Here is a 20,968-nt window from a genome sequence, read left to right on the forward strand (position 1 = left end):
CACGCGACCAGCGTGACCCGCCCCGCCCGCCGCACCGGGTCCCGCAGCCGCGCCCATTCCATGGCCCGAGAGTGTACGCGCGGCTACCCGCCACGAGCCGGGCCAAACGGTCCCCCGGGGCCTCCCACCAGCGACAACTGTCACTCTCACGACGCCGCCGCCCGGTGTAGCGGGCCGGGCCCCGGGTAGCCGACGAACAACCGTATCGACGAGCTCGGAGGATCCTGTGGCAACGAACACCCTGTCCCGTTCCCTGCACGACGTCGGCCTGGCGGCCTGGTTCGGCGGCACGCTGGCGAACGCCGTCGCCCTCAACCCGGCGTCCGCGCAGGCCGACACGGCGGACGGCACCGGCCGCGTGGCGAACACCGGATGGAACAAGTGGACGCCGGTGAACGCCGCCGCGATCGGCGCGCACGTGGCGGGCAGCGTCGGCGAGCTGGTCGGCAACAGCGGCCGGCTGGCCGTCCAGCGTGGCGCCGGCTCCACCGCCCTCGCGAAGGCCGGGCTGACCGCGGCGGCGCTGGCCGTGACCGGCTACAGCCGGCTGCTCGGGCGCAAGGTCGCCCAGGACGAGTCGGTGCCCGCCCTGGCCGGCACCGAGCCCGCCGCGAGCACGCCCGGCGACGTCGCCAAGGCCCAGAAGCAGCTCTCCGCCCTGCAGTGGGTCGTCCCGGCGCTGACCGGCGCCCTGATCGTCGTCAGCGCGCTGGCGGGCGAGCAGCAGCGGGCGAGCGAGGTCAAGAAGGGCTTCCTGGCCCGCTTCACCCGCTGACGGGCGCCGTCACCGGGCCGGGCGTCCCCCGGGGAACGTCTGTGTCAGCGCTCCCCGGAGTCGTCCGGCTCACCGGTGCGGTACCGGGGATCGCTGTGGCGGTCGCCGGTGTCGGCGTCCCAGGTGGCCCCGCCCGGGGAGACGCCCTCGTGGCCCTCGCGCTCGATGTCGGCGGGGTCCGGGATGCGGACGCCGCGGGCGCCGGACCGGTCGCCCGGACGGTGGCGCTCCGCCGTCGCCGTGCCGGTGGCCCCGCCCGCGACCGGCGCGTCCGAGGCGTCCGGGCCCGCCGGGCCATGCAGCGACTCGCGCAGCGTCTGTGGCGCCTTCGCATCGCCGGCGCGGACTTCGCGGCCCAGATCGGAGACGTCCTTGCCGTACTTGGCGTCGAAGGCGGGCCGCTCGGAGCGGATCCGCGGCATCGTGTCGAAGTTGCGCAGCGGAGGCGGGCAGCTCGTCGCCCATTCCAGCGAGTTGCCGTAGCCCCACGGGTCGTTCACCGTGACCCGCTTGCCGACCCGGTACGACTTCCACACGTTGTAGAGGAAGAACAGCGTCGACACGCCGAGCACGAACGAGCCGACGGTCGAGATCATGTTGAGGATCGTGAACTCGTCGGTGGGCAGGTAGTCGGCGTAGCGGCGCGGCATGCCCTCCGCGCCGAGCCAGTGCTGGACCAGGAAGGTGGTGTGGAAGCCGACGAACATGGTCCAGAAGTGCGCCTTGCCGAGCCGTTCGCCGAGCATCCGCCCGGTCATCTTCGGGAACCAGAAGTAGACCCCGGCGAAGACCGCGAAGACGATCGTGCCGAACAGGACGTAGTGGAAGTGGGCGACGACGAAGTAGGTGTCGTGCACGTGGAAGTCGATCGGCGGGCTGGCCAGCAGGATGCCGGTGAGGCCGCCGAGCAGGAAGGTGACGAGGAAGCCGATGGAGAACAGCATCGGCGTCTCGAGGCTGACCTGCCCCTTCCACATCGTGCCGATCCAGTTGAAGAACTTCACCCCCGTCGGGACCGCGATCAGGAAGGTGGTCGCCGAGAAGAACGGCAGCAGCACCAGCCCGGTGGCGAACATGTGGTGCGCCCAGACGACCATCGAATAGCCGAAGATGAAGACGGTCGCGAAGACCATGCCCCGGTAGCCGAAGATCGGCTTGCGGCTGAACACCGGGATGACCTCGGTGATGATGCCGAAGAAGGGCAGGGCGACGATGTAGACCTCGGGGTGGCCGAAGAACCAGAACAGATGCTGGTAGAGCAGCGGCCCGCCGTGGTCGGGATCGAAGACGTGCGCGCCCAGCACGCGGTCGGCGAGCAGGGCCAGCAGCGTCGCCGCGAGCAGCGGGAAGACGATCACCGCCATGAGCGCCGTGATCAGGATGTTCCACGTGAAGATCGGCATCCGGAACATGGTCATGCCCGGCGCCCGCAGGACCAGGATCGTCGTGATCAGGTTGACCGAGCCGAGGATCGTGCCCAGACCCGTCAGCACCAGCCCCACGATCCACATGTTCGCCCCGACGCCGGGACTGTGCTGTTCGGTGCTCAACGGCGGATAGGCCGTCCAGCCGTAGTCCGGTGCCCCGCCGGGGGTGAGGAAACCACCGAGGACGATCAGCCCGCCGAGCAGGTAGAGCCAGTAGGCGAACGCGTTGAGCCGGGGGAACGCGACGTCGGGCGCCCCGATCTGCAACGGGATCATGTAGTTGGCGAACGCGAACACGATGGGCGTCGCGAACAGCAGCAACATGATCGTGCCGTGCATCGTGAACAGCTGGTTGTACTGCTCTGGCGACACGATCTGCAGCCCCGGCCGGCCCAGCTCGGCGCGGATCAGCAGCGCCATGAAGCCGCCGATCAGGAAGAACGCGAAGGACGTCACGAAGTACAGGAGGCCGATCTGCTTCGCGTCGGTCGTGCGGAGCAGCCGCGCCAGGGCGCTGCCGCGCACCGGCCGGTGCAGAGGACCGTCGTACGGTTGCACCGGGCCGGGCGCCACCACCGAAGCGGTGCCAGCGGGACTTTCCATGTGATCTCACCACCGGGGGTAGGGGGCACAGGACCGCCGCCTACCCGGTCACGGGAAAATCAACGATCTATGCTCGGCCCCGCGAGGCCTATCAGGCGTTCACAGCAGGTCGGCGGCGGGGAGGGCGAAGTCGATGAACTCCGCGGCCTGCGAGGCGACCGGCGGGTCCAGGTTGGCCAGGACGACCGTCACGTGCTCCGACTCCGGATGGATGGTGAGCACGGCGTTCGCCCCGGGGAAGCCCCCGGCGCCGCCGATCGACCGGATGCTGTGCACGGTGCGCTCGAGGAACCCGTACGCCTGCCGCCCGCCGAACCCCGCGTTGACCTTGCCCCGCGTCAGCAGCTCGGTGTGCGCCGCGTCCAGCAGCTCGTGATGCAATACCGCCAGCGCGAACCGCCGCAGGTCCCCCGCCGTGGCATAGGCGCCGCCGGCCGGATTGCCCAGCAGCACGCGGAAGTCGGTGTTCGGCTCGCCCGCCTCGCCGGTGCAGCCGACGGCCAGATCCGGCGCCGGCGGCTCCTCCGGATCGTTGCCGGACCGGGTCATCCCGGCCGGCCCGAACACGGTGGCAGCCAGATCGTCGCGCCCCGCGATCCGCTCGACGATCGCCCCGAGCAGGACGTAGCCGTAGTTGCTGTAGTCGTACGCGCTGCCGGGCTCGAAGGCCGGCGCCCGCGTGCCGAGCATGCCGATGAACTGCTCCGGCGTACGCACCTCCGCCCGCCGCTCCCACCAGGCGTCGCTGAACATGTCCCCGGTGCCGCCGGTGTGCGTCAGCAGATGGTGCACGGTGACCTTGTCGGCCACCTCCGCGTTCGGATAGTCCGGCAGATGCCGCCCCACCGGATCGTCCACGGCCACCCGCCCCTCCTGCACGAGCCGCACGATCTGCGTCGCCGTGAAGAGCTTGGTGATCGACCCCACCGAGAACCGCGTGTCCATCGTCACCGGCACCCGCCGCTCCCGATCGGCCAGCCCGTAGGCGCCCTCGAACAGGACCTCGTCCCGCCGCGTCACGAGCACCGTCCCGCCGAACCGCCCGGCCGCCGCATCATCAGCCAGGATCGCCGCCAACCGCTGTCGCCAGTCCATGAGGCCCTTTTAGCGGACGCACTCCCGGCCGGCCAGCCATTTACCGCCGGCGGCGGCGCGTGCGGGCGCCGCCCGGTGACGCTGAGGTCGTCGGGCGGCGCTGCGGCCTCTCGGGGGAGAGATCAGACGGCGAAGCCCCGGTGGCGGCGGACCAGCTTGCGGAGCATGAAGACCGTCTGGGCGATCGTGGCCAGATAGAGGATCGGCCAGCCCAGCGACAGGATCGCCGACTGGACGGCGACGCTCTGCTGGGTCCAGGCGTAGATGGCGCCGCCGAGGACGGCGATCAGGACGACGAGGGGCATGACGTAGGCGGAGCCCTTGCCCTTCTCGGCGTTGGCCTGGGCGGCCCAGTTGTCCTTGTCGGTCTGGGCCAGGAACTGGGTCCAGGCGGAGACGAAGTGGCCCATGCGGATCCACATGTAGAGCTCGGCGGGGACGATCAGGGCCGCGTACAGCAGGTCGCTGGCGCTCTTGTCCTTCATGGCCAGGGCCAGGCGCAGGTTGAGCAGGGCCGCGACGGCCGGCGGGATGAGCCAGACGGGGTTGAAGACGAAGGCGTGGATCGACAGGGCCGCCACGAGCAGCAGGATGAAGCCCAGGCGCGAGGCGATGTTGAAGACCATGGCGACGTTCTCGTACCAGCGCAGGCGCAGGTTGGGGTGCAGCGGCTGGCCCTTGTTGTCGCCGCGCTGGCCGGGCCAGAAGAGGTCGATGGCGCCGAAGTTCCACTTGACCTGCTGGCCGTGCAACGCGCGCAGGTTGGTCATCGGGCCGACGTAGGCGCGGGCGGTGGCGCTGATCTTCGTACTGAAGCCGGCGTCCTTGATCTGCAGCGAGAGCTTGCTGTCCTCGACCTCGCTGTCGCGCACCCAGGGGGCCTGCTGGTGGTGGCGGATCATGACCGTCTCCAGCGCGCGGATGCTGAAGAGGCTGCACTGCCCGCCGAGGACGGCCATGTTGCGCCCGCGCAGCAGGTTGTCCATGTTGAACGCGGCGAACTGCGCGCGCTGGCCGGCCACGAGGAAGCGCGCCATCAGCCCCTTGCGGTTCTTGTCGATGCTGTAGATGGCGCTGAGCCCGCCGATGCGCGGGTCGTCGGTCATCTCCAGCTCGAGGCGCTCGACGGTGTCGCGGGCCAGCGTCGTGTCGCCGTCGACGCCGAGGATGTAGTCGAAGCCCCGGGACAGGAAGTAGCCGTAGTTGAGCGCGCCGACCTTCTTGTCGGGGTTGACGCCCATGTCGTGCACGTGGACCGTCGTGACGAAGTCCTCGCCCTTGACCGTACGGGTGTGCTTGCCCTCGAAGCTCCGCGCGATCTCGGGTGTGTCGTCGTCGGTGTTGTTGATGATGACGTGGATGACGTCGGGCAGCCGGGTCTGCGCCAGGATGCTCCTGAGGACGTCGGCGATCGTCTCCTGCTCGTTGTAGCAGGGGATGATGCAGCTGATCGTGGCGTTGCGCGGGGTGGCGGCGGCAACCGCGGCGATCTCGCCGGAGGCGGTCTCGACGGCCTCGAGCTCCAGCAGCTGCGGGACGGCCGGCGGCAGGGCCAGCGGTCCGGCCTTGGCGCTGCGCGGCACCAGGATCTGGCGGTCGGTGGCCCGGCGCAGGCCGGGACTGGTCTCGGACATCAGCTGGCACCATTCGTGAGCAGCGGCAGGGTCAGGGTGTCGAGCGCGGTGGAGCGGTAGTAGCTGTTCGACTTCGGGGCGGTCTCCACCAGGAGATCCATCCGGAAGCTGAGCGTGAGCTTCGTTGCTCCCGCCGTCGCGGCCGGCACGACGACCACGGTGTTGTAGGGGTACGGCGGCGTGACGTCGAACTTGCCGTTGTCCGTGGCCACGATCGCCCGCTTGACCCCGTCGTCCTGGGTCACCTGGAAGGTGCTCACGGACACCCGGTGCTTGCTGTCCGCGTCCTCGATGTGCGCGGCGACGTTGATCGTCTTGAGCGAGCCGGCGGAGTAGAGCTTCGCGTTGTCCGAGGTCCAGTACGTCAGCGCGACCGAGAAGTTCCCCTGGTCGATGCGGTGCGTGACCGTGCCGGTGTCGAGCGGGCCGCTGGGGCGTACCGGCGCCTTGGGGGTCGCGGACGCGGACGGCGTGGCGGCGGGCGACGCCGTCGGGGCGGCCTTGCCGCCGAGCGGCTTGCTGCTGCTGGTGAGCTCGCTGAGGCTGGTGCAGCCGCTGAGGCCGGCGCACAGCACGGTAGCCGCCAGGCCGGCGGCCACAGGTCGGGGAAAGCGCACAGGTGGGGCCCTTCGCGTCGGAACGGGGTCGACCGTGCCTGTCGGCGGGGCCCTGCGGCAGCTGAGCGTTCCTGAGCGAAGGTTGAGGGAGGGGATACGGTGATCGAATGGTTGCGGCCCTGGAGCTTTATCTCGACGTCGACGCCACCCGCCGCCTGCGGACCCTGTGGCGCGCGCTGGAGGCCGAGGGCATCCCCACGATGGGCTCCCTGCACGACAAGCACCGCCCGCACCTGTCGCTGGCGGCGGCGCGCACACTCGACCCGTCCGCGGTGGCGAAGGCGCTCGACGGCCTGCCCGTGGCCCGGGAGCTGACGCTCGACCTGGACTTCACGGGACAGTTCGTCGGCCGGGTGCTGTGGCTGGGCGTCACGCCGACGGCGGAGCTGCTCGACCATCACCGGGCCGTGCACGAGCGGCTGGCGGCGGGCGGCGTGGAGGTGTGGGAGCACTATCGGCCCGGGCGCTGGATCCCCCACTGCACGGTGTCGCTGCGCGTGCCCAACCCGATGATGGCCCAGGCCGTCCGCCGCTGCCTGGAGATCCTTCCGGTACGCGCCCACGTGGCGGGCGCGGCCGTCGCCGACCACGCCCACGACATCGCGTACCCGCTGGTCTAGGGTCTGTTTCATCACTGGGGCCGGAGCGAGGCGGAGTCCAGATTTCGGCTGCGTGCGGCCCGTGGAAGCCTGGATACCGGGGTTGTATCCCGGCTTCTGCGGGACGTGCGCAGGCGGGATCTGGGCCCGCCGCAGCCCGGCCTCCAGTGATGAAACAGGCCCTACCGCCGGGCCAGCCGGCGCTCACCCGAGGCGCCGGTCACGTACGGCAGGTTGTAGTGCGCGAACACCCCGGGCTCGTCGGCGGCGGTCAGCTCGCCGTCGAGGTCGATGCTCGGCGCGTCGCCGACCAGCTTCTTGCCGTACCGCACGCGCACGGCGCCCGGCAGCACCGTCGCGCCGTCCACCGGCACGAACGCCAGCCGGTGCCGCCCGATGATGCCGACCCGCACCGTGACGAACGCCGGCTGGTCGGTGGCCGTGTCGACGTACACCGCCTCGAGGTCGCCGATCTTGTCGCCGTCGGGGTCGATGACCTTCTCCCCGCGCCAGTCGCGCAGGTTCTCAGCAGGGAACATGCCTCCTCAAGTGCCCGGACCGCCCACCCCGAAACGCCCCCCGGCGACGTCACCACTCACCTCCGGCAGGAGCCCGGCGGCGACGGGGAGGATCGGCTCAGCCCTTGAGGCAGAGGAAGGGGCCGCGGACGCCGCCGTTGAAGCGCTCGGCGGCGGCGAGGGCGCGGAGGACGCGCTTGCGGGGGCCGAGGCCGGTGCCCGCCGTCGCGTACAGGGCGCCGAGGGCCGGCTCCTCGCCGCAGCCGACCGCGGCGAAGCCGTCGGCCGCCTTGGCCACCTGGTAGTCGTCGTGGATCGTGAAGAGCCGGCCCTGGACGCCGACGAGGAAGGTGCCGCCCTCCTCGCGGTCGTTGTCCTTGCGGGCCCAGCCGCCGGCCTTGAGACACTCGCGCAGCGCGTCCACGAAGACCGTCGACATGAACGCCTCCAGGTCGCCGGCCGGCTCGGGCAGGGTCAGCGAGTAGCGCAGGAGCTGGCCCATGCGGAACGACGTCGTGAAGCCGAACACGTACTTGTCCTTGCGGAACACCTTCTCGTCGGCCCGGACGGTCAGCAGCAGGCCCGACACTCCCGCGCTGTCCCCGCCGACGTAGACCCTGCCGCCCTGCTCGACCCCGACGATCGCTGTCATGACGATGACCATGACAGGTCGCCGGGGCCGCAGCAGTCCTTATGCCGACAGCGCCACCACGGGGAGGATCCGGGCGACGCCGGCTTGATACTTCGCCCAGCCGGGGTTCTCCGCCGCGGCCGCGTCGAAGATCCGGTCGCGCTCGGCGCCGGTGAGAACCGTGGCGTGCGCCTGGTAGGTGCGGTCGCCGTCCTCGACGGTCACCTCGGGGTCGGCGAGGATGTTGAGGTACCAGTCGGGGTGGCGCGGCGAGCCGCCGGCCGAGCCGATCAGATACGTGCGGCCGTCCGGGCCCGTGACCGGGGCCACCGGCGTGGTGTAGCGGGTGCCGGTGCGCCGCCCGGTGGTGGTGAGCAGCAGGAGGCGGCCGCCCTCGAAGGGGCCGCCCACGCGCCCGCCGTGGGCGCGGAACTCGTCGATGATGGATTGATTGAAGTCGTTCGCCATGAGGTCGTCTCCACGAGAGCAGGAACAAGGGTCTGTGTGGAGTGCGACCCGGCGGCCCCCGCGTCAAGCGGCGGCCGGGCGATCCGTTCGGTAATGGCCAGAGGCCGACCCGGCAGTCACGGACAACATCCTAGGACCGGCCCCGGCGCAAGGGAAGGTCAGCTCGCCAGGAAGCGGCGGACCTCGGTGAGGATCGTGGTGTCGGTCAGGTAGGTGAGGTGGTTCTCGCAGGCGACGTAGTTGTTGGTCGCGCCGGTCAGGGTGGTGCTGGTGTAGGGGAGGATGACGCCGTCGCACGGGGAGTACCAGGTGGCGTAGCGGGTGGGCGCCGGCGTCTCGTCGCCGGTGGAGATGGTCCGGATGAAGGAGGAGCCCGGGTACATCTGCTGGCACGTGACGAAGGTCAGGCACGCGCCCGCGGCGGTGGTGCCGTGGTTGGCGCCGGCGAGCGAGGCGACGTGGGCGACGTACTGGGCGCCGCCGAGCTGCTTGATGTACCACTGGGTGACGAGGCCGCCCATGGAGTGGTTGACGATGTCGACCTGGGCGGCGCCGGTGCGGCTGCGGACCTGGCTGACGTAGGCGGCGAGGCCCTGGGCGTTGGTGATGTTGTTGCCGTAGGAGTTGTACTCGTAGGCGTACAGGTCGCTGCTGCTGTAGCCGCCCGCCCGGAAGAGGCTGATGGCGGTGGTCCAGTTCGAGGCGCTGCCCGTGTAGCCGTGGACGAAGACGACCGGCGTGCCGGGGGCGGCCGCGGCGGGGCCGGCGGGGACGGCGACGAGGGCGGCCAGCCCGGCGAGCAGGGCGGTGAGGACTGCGAGCATCCGGCGCAAGGGAACCTCCTGAGGGGATCGCGTCCTCGCAGCCTCGGCCCGTAACGAAAATGACACATCGGTGAAATCACCGGCCTTCCGTTCGGGCCGCTGAGCATCGACACTTGTCGACATGGTGATTGCACGGGTGGTGCAGAAACAGGACCCCGCGGACCCGGCCCGCCTGCTGCGCCGGGCCCGGGCCACCACGGGTACGGACGAGGCTCTCGCCGGCACCCTCCAGGCGCTCGCCGACCGCACTCCCCCGGCGACGGCCGCCACCGCGCTGCGGCATGCCGCGCGGGTCACGGCGAACCCGCGTACCAGGGAAAACGCCCTTGTGGCCGCCGCCCGGCAGACGTGGCTGGCGGGGGCGCCCGGCCCCGCCACGGCCCTGCTGCGCGCCGCCGGGCCCCGCGCCCGCACCCGGCTCGTCGCCGCGGAGATCGCGCTGCACACCGGTCCCGGCGGCGCCGACGAGCTGATCGCGGCGGCCGTGCACCTGCCGCCGGCCCAGGGCGTCGAAGCCCTCCTGCACGCGGCGGACGCCCTGCACCGCGCCGGGGACGACCGGCGGTTCGCGGAGGTGGCCCGCCTGGTCCTCGCCCGCCACCCCGAGCCGACGCCGGCCGCCGAGCTGGTCGCCGGGCTCGCCGCCCTGTGCCGCGACGACCAGGCCACCGGCTTCGCGCGGCTGCGGGCGGCGCAGGCCCGGGCCGCCGCGTCCGGGCAGGACCTCGTGCAGGGCGCGACCGCCGCGGTGCTGACCGGCGCCGACGGGCTGCCGCTGGCCGGGCGCGCCGTCCGCCTGATCCGGCAGCGCGGCGAGACCGCCCTGCTCCCCCGCGCCCTGGAGGCGGCCGCTTTCGCCGCGCTCGCGACCGGACAGCACGACGCCGCCACCACGGCCGCGACCGAGGGGGCGGAGCTGGCGGCCCGCACCGGCCAGCCCGTCCTCGCCGAGGTGCACCTGGGCATCCTCGCGGTGCTCGCCGCCCTGGCGGGAGATCGGGAGACCACCCTGCTTCGCGTACGCCAGGCAGCCGCGCAGGACAGCACCACCGGCCCGGGCTCGGCGCGCGCCCTGTGCCAATGGGCGCTGTCGGTGCTCGACCTGATCGACGGCCGGACGGCGGCCGCGGCCGGGCGGCTCGCCGGGCTCGTGGTGACCGGCTCCGGCCACGGCAACGCGGTCCTCCAGGTGGCGGCCACCCCGCATCTGGTCGAGGCGGCCCCCGGCGGGGTGCCCGCCGGGGTGCTCGGGCCGTTCGAACGCTGGACCACGGCGACCGGCCGGGCACCGTGGCTGGCCCTGCGCGCCCGCTGCCGGGCCCTGCTGGCCACCGATCCGGACGACGCCGAGGACCTGTTCCGGGAGGCGCTGGCGGAGCACGACCGCGGCGACACCGACTATGCGCGGGCGCGGACCGAGTTCCTGTACGGCCGGCATCTGCGCGCCCACCGCCGCCCCGCCGACGCCCGCGAGCACCTGCGGCGCGCCACGGACACGTTCACGCTGCTCGGGGCGGGGCCGTGGGCGGGACAGGCGGCGGCGGAGCTGCGGGCCGCCGGGGCGAGCGTGCCGGCCGTACCCGGGAAGCTGACCGCCCAGCAGGAGCGGATCGCCCGGCTGGCCGCGGACGGCGCCACCACCCGCGAGATCGCCCAGCAGCTCGTCCTCAGCCCGCGCACGGTCGACCACCATCTACGCAACGTGTTCGCGAGGCTGGGCGTCCGGTCCCGTACCGAGCTGGCCCGCCGACTTCCATTGACGGAGTCGTGACGGGCCGTCAATCATGATCACCGTGACCGACTACGACGCGATCCTCGTCCCGGGCGGCGGGCTGACCCCCGACGGCCGCCCGGCCCCCTGGGTCCGGGCGCGCCTCGACCAGGCGATCCGCCGCTGGTCCGGCCAGCCGATCATCGCCCTGAGCGCCGGCACCACCCACAAGCCCCCGCCGGCCGACGCCCGCGGCTTCCCGGTCTTCGAGTCGGTCGCCAGCAGCCGCTACCTGCAGGAGCAGGGCATCCCGGCCGAGGCCCTCTACAGCGAGACCTCCTCCTACGACACGATCGGCAACGCCTACTTCGCCCGCGTCGTCCACACCGGCCCCATGGGCATCCACCGCCCGCTGGTGATCACCTCGGAGTTCCACATCGCCCGCACCCGGGCGGTCTTCGACTGGGTCTTCGGCCTCCCGGGCACCCACTACAGCCTGCTGTACGAATCCGTTCCCGACGCGGGCCTCGACGGCGTCGCCCTCCGCGCCCGCGTCGAGCGCGAACGCCTCGCCCTGACCAACGTCTTCAGCCTGCGCCAGTCGCTGACCAGCCTGCCCGAGCTGCACCGATGGCTGTTCACGGCGCACTCGGCCTACACCGCGGCGCCCTTCACCCCCGCAGCCGGCGCGGCGGGCGCGACGTACTGAAGCACAACAGCCGCGGTAGAGAACCGGACCGGCCGGCCACCGGCCGCGACCGCACGCCGGTCCGCATCCGTCGCCGCCTGGTCGTCATCGGTGACGGCGGTGCGGCTGCCGCCCCGGCCGTCGCGCCGCACGCACGCGTCGACCACCGTGACCTCCGGCCAGGACATGCGGCTCCCGCCAGGCGGCGCGACTCCCCTCGGGGTCAGGCCGCGCGCGGGAGGTGGTCGGGCGGGGTCAGGGTCAGCTGGTCGAGGTGGTCGGCGTCAGGGGCGTAGCGGGCGCGCAAGGACACCGAGCGCAGCTGCCAGTGGTCCTCCGGGCCGACGGCCTCGGGACGGCCGAGGGCCGTCCACATCGCGGCGCGGCGCGGGACCGTGCCCGCGCCGGCGGGGAGTTCGCCGTGGTACGGGGTGAACGGGCCGGGCGTGAAGTGCAGGACCACCGTGGTGATCAGGCCCGCCGGGCTGGTGTGGACCTCGACGCCGGTGTCGCGGGCGGTCGCGCGGCCCGGGCGGGGCGTCAGCCCGTACTCCGCGCAGAGGCGGCGGATGCCGGGGTCGCGGGCCGGGCGGCCCAGCAGCAGGGCCAGGTCCGGGCGGCCGACGCGGCGGGCGGGTGCGGGGGCGGCCGTGCTCAGGTGGGCCATGGTCGACATCTCCGGGAGAGGGCTGTGCCCGCACCACCGTAGGCCCGGCGCGCCACCCGCTCAAGACGGTGCCACCCGCAGGGGGTCACCCGGGAGATCCTTTCGGCGGAGTTGGCCCGCGCGTCACGGCGCCGTTGCTCGCGTGTCGCGCGGATGACCTGGACTCTTCCGCGGGGACCCCGGCGACCGTCGCCCGGGGAGGTCCCGTGGAGGAGACGTGGCTGACCGCCGACAGGTCCTGCGCATCGGGGCGCTGGCCGCCGGGGCGCCGGCGGTACTGGGCGCCACCGGGGCCCCCGCGCTCGCGGGCGGGTCGCACGAGCGCAAGGGAAGCCTGGTGATCGGCCACCGGGGCGCGTCCGGCTACCGGCCGGAGCACACCCTGGCGTCGTACGAGCTGGCGGCCCGCATGGGCGCCGACTTCATCGAGCCGGACCTGGTGTCCACCAAGGATCACGTGCTCGTCTGCCGGCACGAGCCGGAGATCGGCGGGACGACCGACGTCGGCTCGCGGCCCGAGTTCGCCTCCCGCAAGCGCACCGTGACGCTGGACGGCGTGGCGGTCACCGGCTGGTGGACCCAGGACTTCACGCTCGCCGAGCTGAAGACGCTGCGGGCCGTGGAGCGCATCCCGGCCGTACGCCAGCACAACACCCTCTACAACGGCCTGTTCCAGGTGCCGACCTTCCAGGAGGTCCTCGACCTGCGCGAGAAGCTGTCCGACGAGCTGGACCGCGAGATCGGCGTCTACCCGGAGACCAAGCACCCGACCTTCTTCCGCAGGCTCGGGCTGGACCTGGAGACGCCGCTGGTCAAGGCCCTGCGCCGGGCCGGCCTGGACCGCCGCGACGCCAAGGTCTTCGTCCAGTCCTTCGAGGCGGTCAACCTGGAGGCCCTGCACGACGAGTACAAGCTGCGCGCCCCGCTCGTCTTCCTCACCAGCGCCGCCGGCACGCCCTTCAACGACCCCAAGCCGTACGCCCAGTACCTCACGCCGGCCGGCCTGAAGGCGCTGTCCCGCTACGCCGACGGCATCGGCCCGGAGAAGAACCAGATCATCCCCCGCACGGCCACCGACACGCTCGGCGAGCCCACGACCCTGGTCCGCGACGCGCACGCCGCCGGCATCAAGGTCATGCCGTACACCTTCCGCGCCGAGAACCAGTTCCTGCCCGCGGACTACCGGGTGGGCACCGACCCGACGGCCTACGGGCGGGCGCTCGACGAGCAGGTCACCTTCCTGCGGACGGGCCTCGACGGCCTCTTCACCGACCAGGCCGACATCGGCGTCCTGGCCCGCACCATCGCCTTCGCCCGCGTCTGAGAACTGCGCAGGAGCCCGGTCGCCGCAACGGTGGCCGGGCTTCGCGCAGCTTCGGAGCGGTGACAATTCGGATGCCACGTGGCGGCACGATTCGCATTGATGAAGAAAAGACTGATCGCGGCGCGGAACGGCATGTCGGGCTCCTGACGTACGTGGCTCCGGCTCCCCGTCCCGGTGAGACGGTCGAGGCACATCGATTCGCCACATGGGGGGGACCATGGGAACCATTCGACGTGTCTCGGCGGTGCTGATCGTCATGCTGACCACGATCGCCGCGACCTTGGTGACCGGCGCGCAGCCGGCCCAGGCCGCGACTTGGTCATACATCGTCAATTCCGAGTCCGGCTTGTGCATGGACAACTACGCGCGCACCGGCAACATCTATCAGTACCCGTGCAACCCGCAGCGCAATCAATGGTGGCAGTGGCGCCGGCCGGGTGGCGCCACCGGGAATCAGTGGCTCATCATCAACAACGAGAACGGCCGTTGCCTGAACACGAACGGCGGGTCCGTGGGCTCCCCGCTGATCCTCAGCGTGTGCAATGACTTCACGCCGAGCCACCGCTGGCAGTGGAACACCTGGGGCAGCCAATGGTGGCTCCGCAACAATCACTGGAATCTGTGCGTCCACCCGACGAATGCCGGCGCGATCACCCCGGTGGTCCTGACCGACTGCAATCTCACGCTCGCCAAGATCTGGATCCAGCGCGACGCCATCTGACAGCCGGCGTGGCGGATCGCACCCGGATCCGCCACGCCGCTGCGTCAGTCGTCGTGCCAGGCGAGGGCGGCTATGCGCCAGCCTTGCGGCGTGCGGACGAGTTGGAGCATCTTGGTGCCGCTGCCGGTGAAGGGCGCGCCGTCCCGGACGCCCTCTTTCGCGTAGGTGCAGCGGTGGTGCGCGATGTCGCCCGCCACCGTGGTCGTCCCGGCGACCTCCCACTCGCGGAAGGAGGTCAGGCCGCCGCCGGTCAGCAGGGCGCGGCGCGGGGCGAGGAAGGACGCGACGGAGTCGGCGACGGCGCCCGGACCGACGATGACCGCCTCCGGCAGGAACAGGTCCGGCAGGGCGTCGAGTCGGGCGGCGCAGTCCGGGCCCGTGGTGAAGGCCGCGAAGAAGGTGTCGATCAGGGGCTGGATCATCGGCGGGGGCCGGCGGCGTCGTGGCGGCGGCGGTGGGCCTCGACCTCGGGGAGGTGGGCGGCGCCCCAGGTGGAGAGCTGGGCGAAGATCGGCTCGAGGCCAGCGCCGAGCTCGCTGATCTCGTACTCGACGCGGGGCGGGACCTCGGCGTGGTAGGTGCGGATCAGCAGGCCGTCGCGTTCGAGCTGGCGCAGGCGCTGGGTGAGCACCTTGGGGGTGACGGCCGGGATGCGGGCGGCGAGCTCGCCGAAGCGCTGGCGGCCGTGCTCGTGCAGGGTCCACAGGATGGGGGCGGTCCAGCGGCTGAACAGGACGTCCGCCACGTCGCCGATGGGGCAGGTGCGCATCCGCCACTACTTTCCTCTAGGTACCTAGTGTCCCGAGGATAGTAGCGTCCCCCGCCATGACCATCATCGTCTCGACCAAGCCGATCAAGGTTCCGCCGCTGCGGGTCCGCGTCACCGCACCGCGGGAACGCGACGAAACACCTGTCATCCTCTTCTCGCACGGGTTCGGCTCGTCCTACGACGCGTACGGGCCCCTCGTCGACCACTGGGCCACGGCGGGCTTCGCGGTGATCCAGCCCACGCACCTCGACTCGCGCCGGCTCAACGTGCCCGTGACCGCGGACAGCTGGCGCCGCCGGGTCGACGATCTCAAAGCGATTCTGGACCGCCTCGAGATCCTCGTGCCCGGGCACACGACCGTCGCCGTGGCCGGCCACTCGTTCGGGGGTCAGACCGCCGGCAACCTGCTCGGGCTGCGCGTGCACGGCGAGGACCACCGGGACGAGCGGGTCACGGCCGGGGTGCTGCTCGCCACGGCGGGCCGGGGCGGCGACGACCTCGCCGACACGCCGTTCAGGGACTGGCTCAGCCCGGACTTCAGCCACATGTCCACGCCGGCGCTGGTGGTCGTGGGCGACCGGGACGACTCGCCGCTCACCACGCGCGGGCCGGACTGGACGGCCGACCCGTACCACCTGAGCCCCGGCCCGAAGGCGCTGCTCACCCTGGCGGGGGCGGAGCACTCGCTCGGCGGCATCCCGGGTTACGAGGCCCGGGAGACCACCGACGAGAACCCCGCCCACGTCGCGACGATCCAGCGCGTCACGACGGCGTTCCTCAAGGGCGAGTCCCTGGCAGGGGTGGCCGGAGTGCAGCTCAGAGCTTGAGCTGCGGCCAGTCGATCATGCCGGCCCCGAGATCCCGTACGGACGCCAGCAGGCCGAGCCGCGCGGCCCGCACCGCCGGGTCCTCGTCCATCACGAAGACGTCGGTGAAGAAGCGGTGCACCGGCGCCACGATCGGCGCGGCCTGCACGGTGAAGCGGCCCAGGTCCGGGGCGAGGTCCATCGTCGCGGCGACCGTGGAGACCGCCTCGTGCAGCGCCAGCTCGGCGGGCTCCTTCAGGGCGGAGACGTCGTACGTGGCGGGGGTGCCCTCCGGGACGATGCGCCGCGCGCGCTGGATCGCCTCGGCGAGGTCGCGGAAGTCCTGCTCCGCGACGAGCCGGCCGAGCTGGGCGAGCAGCCGGTCGGCGACGGCGGGGCGACCGGCCTGGGGCAGCACCGCGCGGACCCGGTCGACGGGGTGACCCTCCTCGGTGAGGACCTGTTCGAGGCGGCGGGTCAGGAACTCGCGCGTGTCGGCGAGGACCGTCTCGTCGACCGCCACCGGCTGCAGCGACGCGGCCCACTTGAGGCCGTCGAAGAGGCTGAGCTTCGCGAGGTCGGGGTGCGCGCGGTGCACGGCGAGCAGGCCGAGGGCGGCGCGGCGGACGGCGAAGGGGTCGCTGCTGCCGGTCGGCAGGCCCACCGTCGCGGCCAGGCCGGCGAGCAGGTCGAGGCGGTCGGCCAGGGACAGCAGCGCCCCGGGTACGGACGCGGGCAGCGCGTCGCCGGCACTGCGCGGCAGCTCGGCCTCGTAGACGGCCTGGGCGACGGCCGGGTGCTCGCCGGCGTGCAGGGCGTAGTCGCGGGCCATGACGCCGGCGAGGCTGGTCATCTCGGTGACGAGCTGGGAGCCGAGGTCGAACTTGACCAGCTCGCCGGCCCGGTCCGCCACGGTGTCGTCGGCGCGGCTGACCCCGGCGGCCGAGGCGAGCAGGCCGGTGAGCGAGTCGATGCGCCCGGCGCGGTCGGCCATCGAGCCGAGCTTGTCGGTGAACGTGAGGCGCTGCAGCCGGTCGCGCAGCTCGGGGATCGGGGTGCCGCGGTCGGCACGGTAGAAGAAGGCCGCGTCCTCGTAACGGGCCCGCAGCACCGCCTCGTTGCCCTCCCGGACCAGGTCGGTGTCGATCGGGCCGTTGGCCACGGTGACGAACATGGGCAGCAGCTTGCCGTCCTCGCCGAGCACCGGCAGGTAGCGCTGGTGCTTGCGCATCACCGTGGTGAGCACGGCGTCGGGCAGCTCGAGGTAGCGCTCGTCGAAGCGGCCGAGCAGCGGCGCCGGCTGCTCCACCAGGTACGTGATCTGGTCGATCAGCGCGCTCTCGGCGGCGACGTCGATGCGGCCCTCGCCGTAGACGAGCTCCTGGGCGCCGGAGACGATCAGCTCGCGGCGGTCCTCCGGGTCGGCGACGATGCCATTGACGGAGATCGTCTCCACGAACGTCTCGGCGGACGCGACGCGCAGCACCGGCTCGGCGGCCGTCCGCAGGACCCGGGTCTCGCGGCCGGCCTCGAGCGCGCCGACCGCGACGGGCACGACGTCGTCGCCCCAGAGCGCGACGAGCCAGCGGATCGGGCGGGAGAAGGCGAGCTTCGGGTCGTTCCAGCGCATGTTCTTGGCGGCGCGCAGCCCGCCGACGGCCCGGGCGAGCACCGGCGCGAGCACGTCGAGCGCCGCACCCCCGGTCACGTGCCTGCGCACGACGAAGGCGCCCGCTTCGACCTCAAGATCCTCCAGGGGTACGCCCTGCGACCGCGCGAAGCCCTCCCGGGCCTTCTCGGGAGCCGTGGTCTTCGGCCCCTTCACCGTCTGCGTGTAGTCCTCCTCCCGGGCGGCCACCGCGGGCACCACCGCGACGAGGCGCCGCGGCGTGGCGTGGACCATGACGGTGCCGTGCGCGAGGCGGGTCTTGCCCAGCTGCTCGGTGAGCTCGCGCTGCAGCCAGGTACGCGCGGAGCGCGCCTCCGCCGGCGGCAGCTCCTCGGTGCCGATCTCGAGGACGAGCGTCCGCGGCTGGTCGCCCTTGACCGCGGCCGCCGCCGGGGCGATCGCCTCGGGCAGCGGCTCCGACTCGCCGAGCGGATGGCCCAGCTCGTCGCGGCGGGCCACCCAGAGGCGGGCCACGTCCCCGGCGAGGCGGCGCATCCGGGCGAACTCGGCGGCCCGGTCGGCGGTCGACACGGCGCCCCGCGAGTCGAGGACGTTGAAGGCGTGCGAGCACTTGAGGACGTACGTGTGGGCGGGCACGGGCAGGCCCTCGTCGATGAGCCGCTGCGCCTCGGCCGCGTAGAGCTCGAGGAGCTGCCGGTTGGCCGCCACGTCGGCGTCGTCGAGGTAGTAGCGCGACATCTCGTACTCGGACTGGCCGAACACCTCGCCGTAGCTGACGCCGGCGGCGTACTCGATGTCCTTGAAGTGGGTCTTGCCCTGCAGCGCCATGATGATGCGCTCGATGCCGTAGGTGATCTCGACGCTGACCGGGTCGAGCTCGACCCCGCCGGCCTGCTGGAAGTAGGTGAACTGGGTGATCTCCAGCCCGTCGAGCCACACCTCCCAGCCCAGCCCCCACGCGCCCATGGCCGGGGCGGCCCAGTTGTCCTCGACGAACCGCACGTCGTGCGCCGCCACGTCGATGCCCAGCGCCTCGAGGCTGCCCAGGTAGAGCTCCTGCGAGTTGCCCGGGTCGGGCTTGAGGATCACCTGGAGCTGGGTGTGGGTCTGCAGGCGGTTCGGGTTCTCGCCGTAGCGCGAGTCGTCCGGGCGCACCGAGGGCTCGGTGTAGACCACGCGCCACGGCTCCGGGCCCAGCACGCGCAGGAAGGTGGCGGGGTTGAGCGTGCCGGCGCCGACCTCCGTGTTCATCGGCTGCACGACCAGGCAACCCTGGCCGGTCCAGTACGCCGTGAGACGGGCGAGCGCGTCCTGCATGGTGAGCATGAGCCCGAAGTCTAGTGAGCCGGTCCGCGGTCAGGGGCCCGTCATGCCGGCGGGTGACCTTCACCGCTTCCGGGTCAGGCGGCGCGGCGCGGGCCGAAGGCGGCCACCGCGAGCACGCACAGGGTCAGCGGCGCGAAGCCGTGGACGAAGGTGGTCCGGCGGCGGGTGCCCGGCGACGACGAAGTGCCGCGGATCGGCTGAGCGCCGTTGACCTGCCGTTCACCCGCCGGTCGCCGGCATAGTTGATCTTGCTTGGTGTGAATCGTCGTACCCTGCTGCGTGCCGCCGTTGCCGCCTCCGCCGGCGTCGTCGCCGGACCCGCGATCCTGCGCGGGCTGCCCGCGGTCGCCGCCGCGAGCCTGCCGTTCGTCGCCGACTACAAGTCGAACGTCACAGCGAACCTCACGGTGGACACCAACGCCGCCGTGCGGATCCTCTCCGGCATGCAGCGGGTGTGGCGCACCGGCACGAGCTGGGACAACGGCACGGTGCTCGACGCCGCCACGCTGCACGCCAGCATGCGGTACGCCACCAAGGTCACGCGGGCCCGGACGCAGGCGCAGGCCGACCGGGCTTTCGTGCAGGACCGGCAGCACCAGAGCTACGCGGCGATCGCCGGGCTCGGGGCGCTCGCGGCGCCGTACAAGGCGATCGCCAAGGCCGTCACCAGCATCACCACCGCGCCGGCGAGCACGCCCGCAACCAAGATCGACGATGCGGTGCCGGCCGGGGCGCCCGCGGGCTCGGCGCTCGGGGCCGGGGCCGTCGACTCGCCGCTCGGCCAGGTCGTGACGCTGGTCAACACCGTCCGCGGCCCCTACGCGTCGGGCAACCCGAGCAAGGCCGCCTACCAGTACCCGCGCCCGTGGCGCATGAACGCCGACAGCAAGGTCGTCGACACGGGCGCCGTGGACGCGCTCGGCTATCCGGTCTACGACTCGCCGGTCAGCGTCGTGCCCACCTTGCTGCGCCAGCGCAGCACGACCCCGGCCGACGACGGCGGTTTCCCCAGCGGCCACACGAACGCTTTCCACCTGGCAGCGCTGGCTTTCGCATACGCCGTCCCGGAGCGCTTCCAGCAGCTCGTCACGGCCGCCTTCGATCTCAGCGACACGCGCATCGTGGCCGGCATGCACTCGCCCGCCGACGTCATCGGGGGCCGGATCCTCGCCACGGCACTGGCCGCCGCGACCCTCGCCGACCCGGCCAATGCCGCCCTCAAGGCAGCCGCCCGCCGCCAGGCCCTCGACGTGCTGCTGACGTCGACCCCGGCAGGCCCCGACGCGTACGCCGACCGGCGCGCGAACCGGCGCATCGTCGAGCCCCGGCTGACCTACGGGCTGCCGCGCACCGGCCGCCCGAACGTCCCGATGGTCGTCCCGCAGGGCGCCGAGGTTCTGCTGGAGACGCTGTTCCCGTATCTCACCGCAGCCCAGCGCCGGGAGGTCCTGCGCACGACCGCCGTGCCGTCGGGCTACCCGCTGCTCGACGGGCCGGAGCTGTGGGGCCGCCTCGACCTGTTCACCGCCGCCGACGGCTACGGCGCCTTCGACAGCGACGTGACGGTCACCATGGACGTCGCCGGCACCTGGCGCAACGACATCACCGGCCGGGGCGGTCTCGTCAAGCGCGGCACCGGCACGCTGACGCTGACCGGCGCCACCACCTACCGCGGCGGGACGGTGCTCCGCGAGGGCACCCTGGTCGCCGCCTCCCTGGGCACCGGCGACGTCACCGTGACCGGCGGCACCCTGCAGACCACCGGCGAGCTGCACGTGCGCGGCGACTACGAGCAGCGCGGCGGCACGCTGACCGGCCGCCTCGCCGTCGACGGCCACGCCGCGCTGGGCGGCACGCTCGCCCTGACGCCCGGCGGCCCCGCCACGGTCGTCACCGCCCGCCGCGTCACCGGCCGCTTCGCCCACGTGACCGCCCCGGACGGCTACCGCGCCGACGTCACTTACGGTCGCACGAAGGTCACCGCCCGCCTCCGCCGCGCCTGACCGGCGCCGATCGCATCGAGCCGGCCTCCGCAGGACCAGGCTCCGCCCTCCGGGCGCATGGCGGAGTAGTTCCTCGTCGGCCGTGGCTGCCGAGGCACTGCCCCGATCCGGCCGGGCGGGCGGCGGTTGACG

At 72.6% G+C, this 20,968-nt stretch carries 20 protein-coding genes; 8 read left to right on the plus strand and 12 right to left on the minus strand.

Features of this window, described 5'->3' with window-relative positions:
* Nucleotides 1-226: 226 nt before the first annotated feature.
* Entirely contained in the window at nucleotides 227-775 is a 549-nt protein-coding gene (locus RBH18_RS01810) for a hypothetical protein (RefSeq protein ID WP_306204039.1), read from the plus strand.
* Between the two features lie 44 nt (nucleotides 776-819).
* On the opposite strand, the gene ctaD is transcribed toward RBH18_RS01810, so the two are convergent.
* The 4 genes from ctaD to RBH18_RS01830 form a co-directional block, all read right to left on the minus strand.
* Entirely contained in the window at nucleotides 820-2,805 is a 1,986-nt protein-coding gene (gene ctaD / locus RBH18_RS01815) for an aa3-type cytochrome oxidase subunit I (RefSeq protein ID WP_306204040.1), read from the minus strand.
* A 99-nt stretch (nucleotides 2,806-2,904) separates the two neighbouring features.
* The gene (locus tag RBH18_RS01820; protein WP_306204041.1) at nucleotides 2,905-3,900 is read right to left on the minus strand and encodes a serine hydrolase domain-containing protein; all 996 of its coding nucleotides are present in this window, start codon (nucleotides 3,898-3,900) and stop codon (nucleotides 2,905-2,907) included.
* Nucleotides 3,901-4,022: 122 nt separating this feature from the next.
* Complete coding sequence (locus RBH18_RS01825) at nucleotides 4,023-5,534, minus strand: glycosyltransferase family 2 protein (RefSeq protein ID WP_306204042.1); 1,512 nt, start codon at nucleotides 5,532-5,534, stop codon at nucleotides 4,023-4,025.
* A complete protein-coding gene (locus RBH18_RS01830; protein ID WP_306204043.1) occupies nucleotides 5,534-6,151 on the minus strand; it encodes a hypothetical protein in 618 nt (205 codons plus the stop codon). The genes RBH18_RS01825 and RBH18_RS01830 overlap by 1 nt, the downstream gene beginning before the upstream one ends.
* A gap of 107 nt (nucleotides 6,152-6,258) precedes the next feature.
* Between RBH18_RS01830 and RBH18_RS01835 the strand changes: the two genes are divergently transcribed.
* Nucleotides 6,259-6,771 carry a 2'-5' RNA ligase family protein gene (locus RBH18_RS01835; protein WP_306204044.1) on the plus strand — a complete coding sequence of 171 codons (513 nt, stop codon included), beginning with the start codon at nucleotides 6,259-6,261 and terminating at the stop codon, nucleotides 6,769-6,771.
* 161 nt (nucleotides 6,772-6,932) lie between these two features.
* Here the strand turns inward: RBH18_RS01835 and RBH18_RS01840 are convergent, their stop codons facing one another.
* The 4 genes from RBH18_RS01840 to RBH18_RS01855 form a co-directional block, all read right to left on the minus strand.
* On the minus strand, nucleotides 6,933-7,289 hold the full coding sequence (locus tag RBH18_RS01840) for a PRC-barrel domain-containing protein (protein ID WP_306204045.1): 357 nt from the start codon (nucleotides 7,287-7,289) through the stop codon (nucleotides 6,933-6,935).
* 97 nt (nucleotides 7,290-7,386) lie between these two features.
* The gene (locus RBH18_RS01845) at nucleotides 7,387-7,920 is read right to left on the minus strand and encodes a hypothetical protein (protein ID WP_306204046.1); all 534 of its coding nucleotides are present in this window, start codon (nucleotides 7,918-7,920) and stop codon (nucleotides 7,387-7,389) included.
* 39 nt (nucleotides 7,921-7,959) lie between these two features.
* Entirely contained in the window at nucleotides 7,960-8,367 is a 408-nt protein-coding gene (locus RBH18_RS01850; protein WP_306204047.1) for a nitroreductase/quinone reductase family protein, read from the minus strand.
* Between the two features lie 158 nt (nucleotides 8,368-8,525).
* Nucleotides 8,526-9,191: an esterase/lipase family protein gene (locus RBH18_RS01855; protein WP_306204048.1), complete on the minus strand. Its 666-nt coding sequence runs from the start codon at nucleotides 9,189-9,191 to the stop codon at nucleotides 8,526-8,528.
* A 121-nt stretch (nucleotides 9,192-9,312) separates the two neighbouring features.
* Here RBH18_RS01855 and RBH18_RS01860 point away from each other — a divergent pair, with 121 nt between their 5' ends.
* Both RBH18_RS01860 and RBH18_RS01865 read left to right on the plus strand, forming a co-directional pair.
* On the plus strand, nucleotides 9,313-10,962 hold the full coding sequence (locus RBH18_RS01860) for a helix-turn-helix domain-containing protein (protein WP_306204049.1): 1,650 nt from the start codon (nucleotides 9,313-9,315) through the stop codon (nucleotides 10,960-10,962).
* 22 nt (nucleotides 10,963-10,984) lie between these two features.
* A complete protein-coding gene (locus tag RBH18_RS01865; protein WP_306204050.1) occupies nucleotides 10,985-11,611 on the plus strand; it encodes a YdcF family protein in 627 nt (208 codons plus the stop codon).
* A gap of 202 nt (nucleotides 11,612-11,813) precedes the next feature.
* Here RBH18_RS01865 and RBH18_RS01870 read toward each other — a convergent pair whose 3' ends face one another.
* Nucleotides 11,814-12,257 (minus strand): hypothetical protein, encoded by a 444-nt coding sequence (locus RBH18_RS01870; protein WP_306204051.1) that lies wholly within the window; start codon nucleotides 12,255-12,257, stop codon nucleotides 11,814-11,816.
* A 217-nt stretch (nucleotides 12,258-12,474) separates the two neighbouring features.
* Here RBH18_RS01870 and RBH18_RS01875 point away from each other — a divergent pair, with 217 nt between their 5' ends.
* Both RBH18_RS01875 and RBH18_RS01880 read left to right on the plus strand, forming a co-directional pair.
* Nucleotides 12,475-13,581 carry a glycerophosphodiester phosphodiesterase gene (locus tag RBH18_RS01875; protein WP_306204052.1) on the plus strand — a complete coding sequence of 369 codons (1,107 nt, stop codon included), beginning with the start codon at nucleotides 12,475-12,477 and terminating at the stop codon, nucleotides 13,579-13,581.
* Between the two features lie 244 nt (nucleotides 13,582-13,825).
* Nucleotides 13,826-14,302 (plus strand): RICIN domain-containing protein, encoded by a 477-nt coding sequence (locus RBH18_RS01880; RefSeq protein WP_306204053.1) that lies wholly within the window; start codon nucleotides 13,826-13,828, stop codon nucleotides 14,300-14,302.
* Between the two features lie 44 nt (nucleotides 14,303-14,346).
* Here RBH18_RS01880 and RBH18_RS01885 read toward each other — a convergent pair whose 3' ends face one another.
* Nucleotides 14,347-14,724, minus strand: coding sequence for a nuclear transport factor 2 family protein (locus RBH18_RS01885; protein ID WP_306204054.1), 378 nt, complete (start codon nucleotides 14,722-14,724; stop codon nucleotides 14,347-14,349).
* Nucleotides 14,721-15,071, minus strand: a complete 351-nt coding sequence (locus tag RBH18_RS01890) for a winged helix-turn-helix transcriptional regulator (protein ID WP_306204055.1) — start codon at nucleotides 15,069-15,071, stop codon at nucleotides 14,721-14,723. The genes RBH18_RS01885 and RBH18_RS01890 overlap by 4 nt, the downstream gene beginning before the upstream one ends.
* Nucleotides 15,072-15,127: 56 nt before the next feature.
* Here RBH18_RS01890 and RBH18_RS01895 point away from each other — a divergent pair, with 56 nt between their 5' ends.
* On the plus strand, nucleotides 15,128-15,898 hold the full coding sequence (locus tag RBH18_RS01895) for an alpha/beta hydrolase family protein (RefSeq protein ID WP_306204056.1): 771 nt from the start codon (nucleotides 15,128-15,130) through the stop codon (nucleotides 15,896-15,898).
* On the opposite strand, the gene RBH18_RS01900 is transcribed toward RBH18_RS01895, so the two are convergent.
* On the minus strand, nucleotides 15,888-18,833 hold the full coding sequence (locus tag RBH18_RS01900) for a glycine--tRNA ligase (protein WP_306204057.1): 2,946 nt from the start codon (nucleotides 18,831-18,833) through the stop codon (nucleotides 15,888-15,890). The genes RBH18_RS01895 and RBH18_RS01900 overlap by 11 nt on opposite strands.
* A gap of 257 nt (nucleotides 18,834-19,090) precedes the next feature.
* Here RBH18_RS01900 and RBH18_RS01905 point away from each other — a divergent pair, with 257 nt between their 5' ends.
* Nucleotides 19,091-20,836, plus strand: a complete 1,746-nt coding sequence (locus tag RBH18_RS01905) for a phosphatase PAP2 family protein (protein WP_306204058.1) — start codon at nucleotides 19,091-19,093, stop codon at nucleotides 20,834-20,836.
* The last annotated feature ends 132 nt before the right edge of the window (nucleotides 20,837-20,968 follow it).

It is taken from the genome of Actinoplanes oryzae, assembly GCF_030757795.1.
In the GTDB taxonomy this organism is placed as follows: domain Bacteria; phylum Actinomycetota; class Actinomycetes; order Mycobacteriales; family Micromonosporaceae; genus Actinoplanes.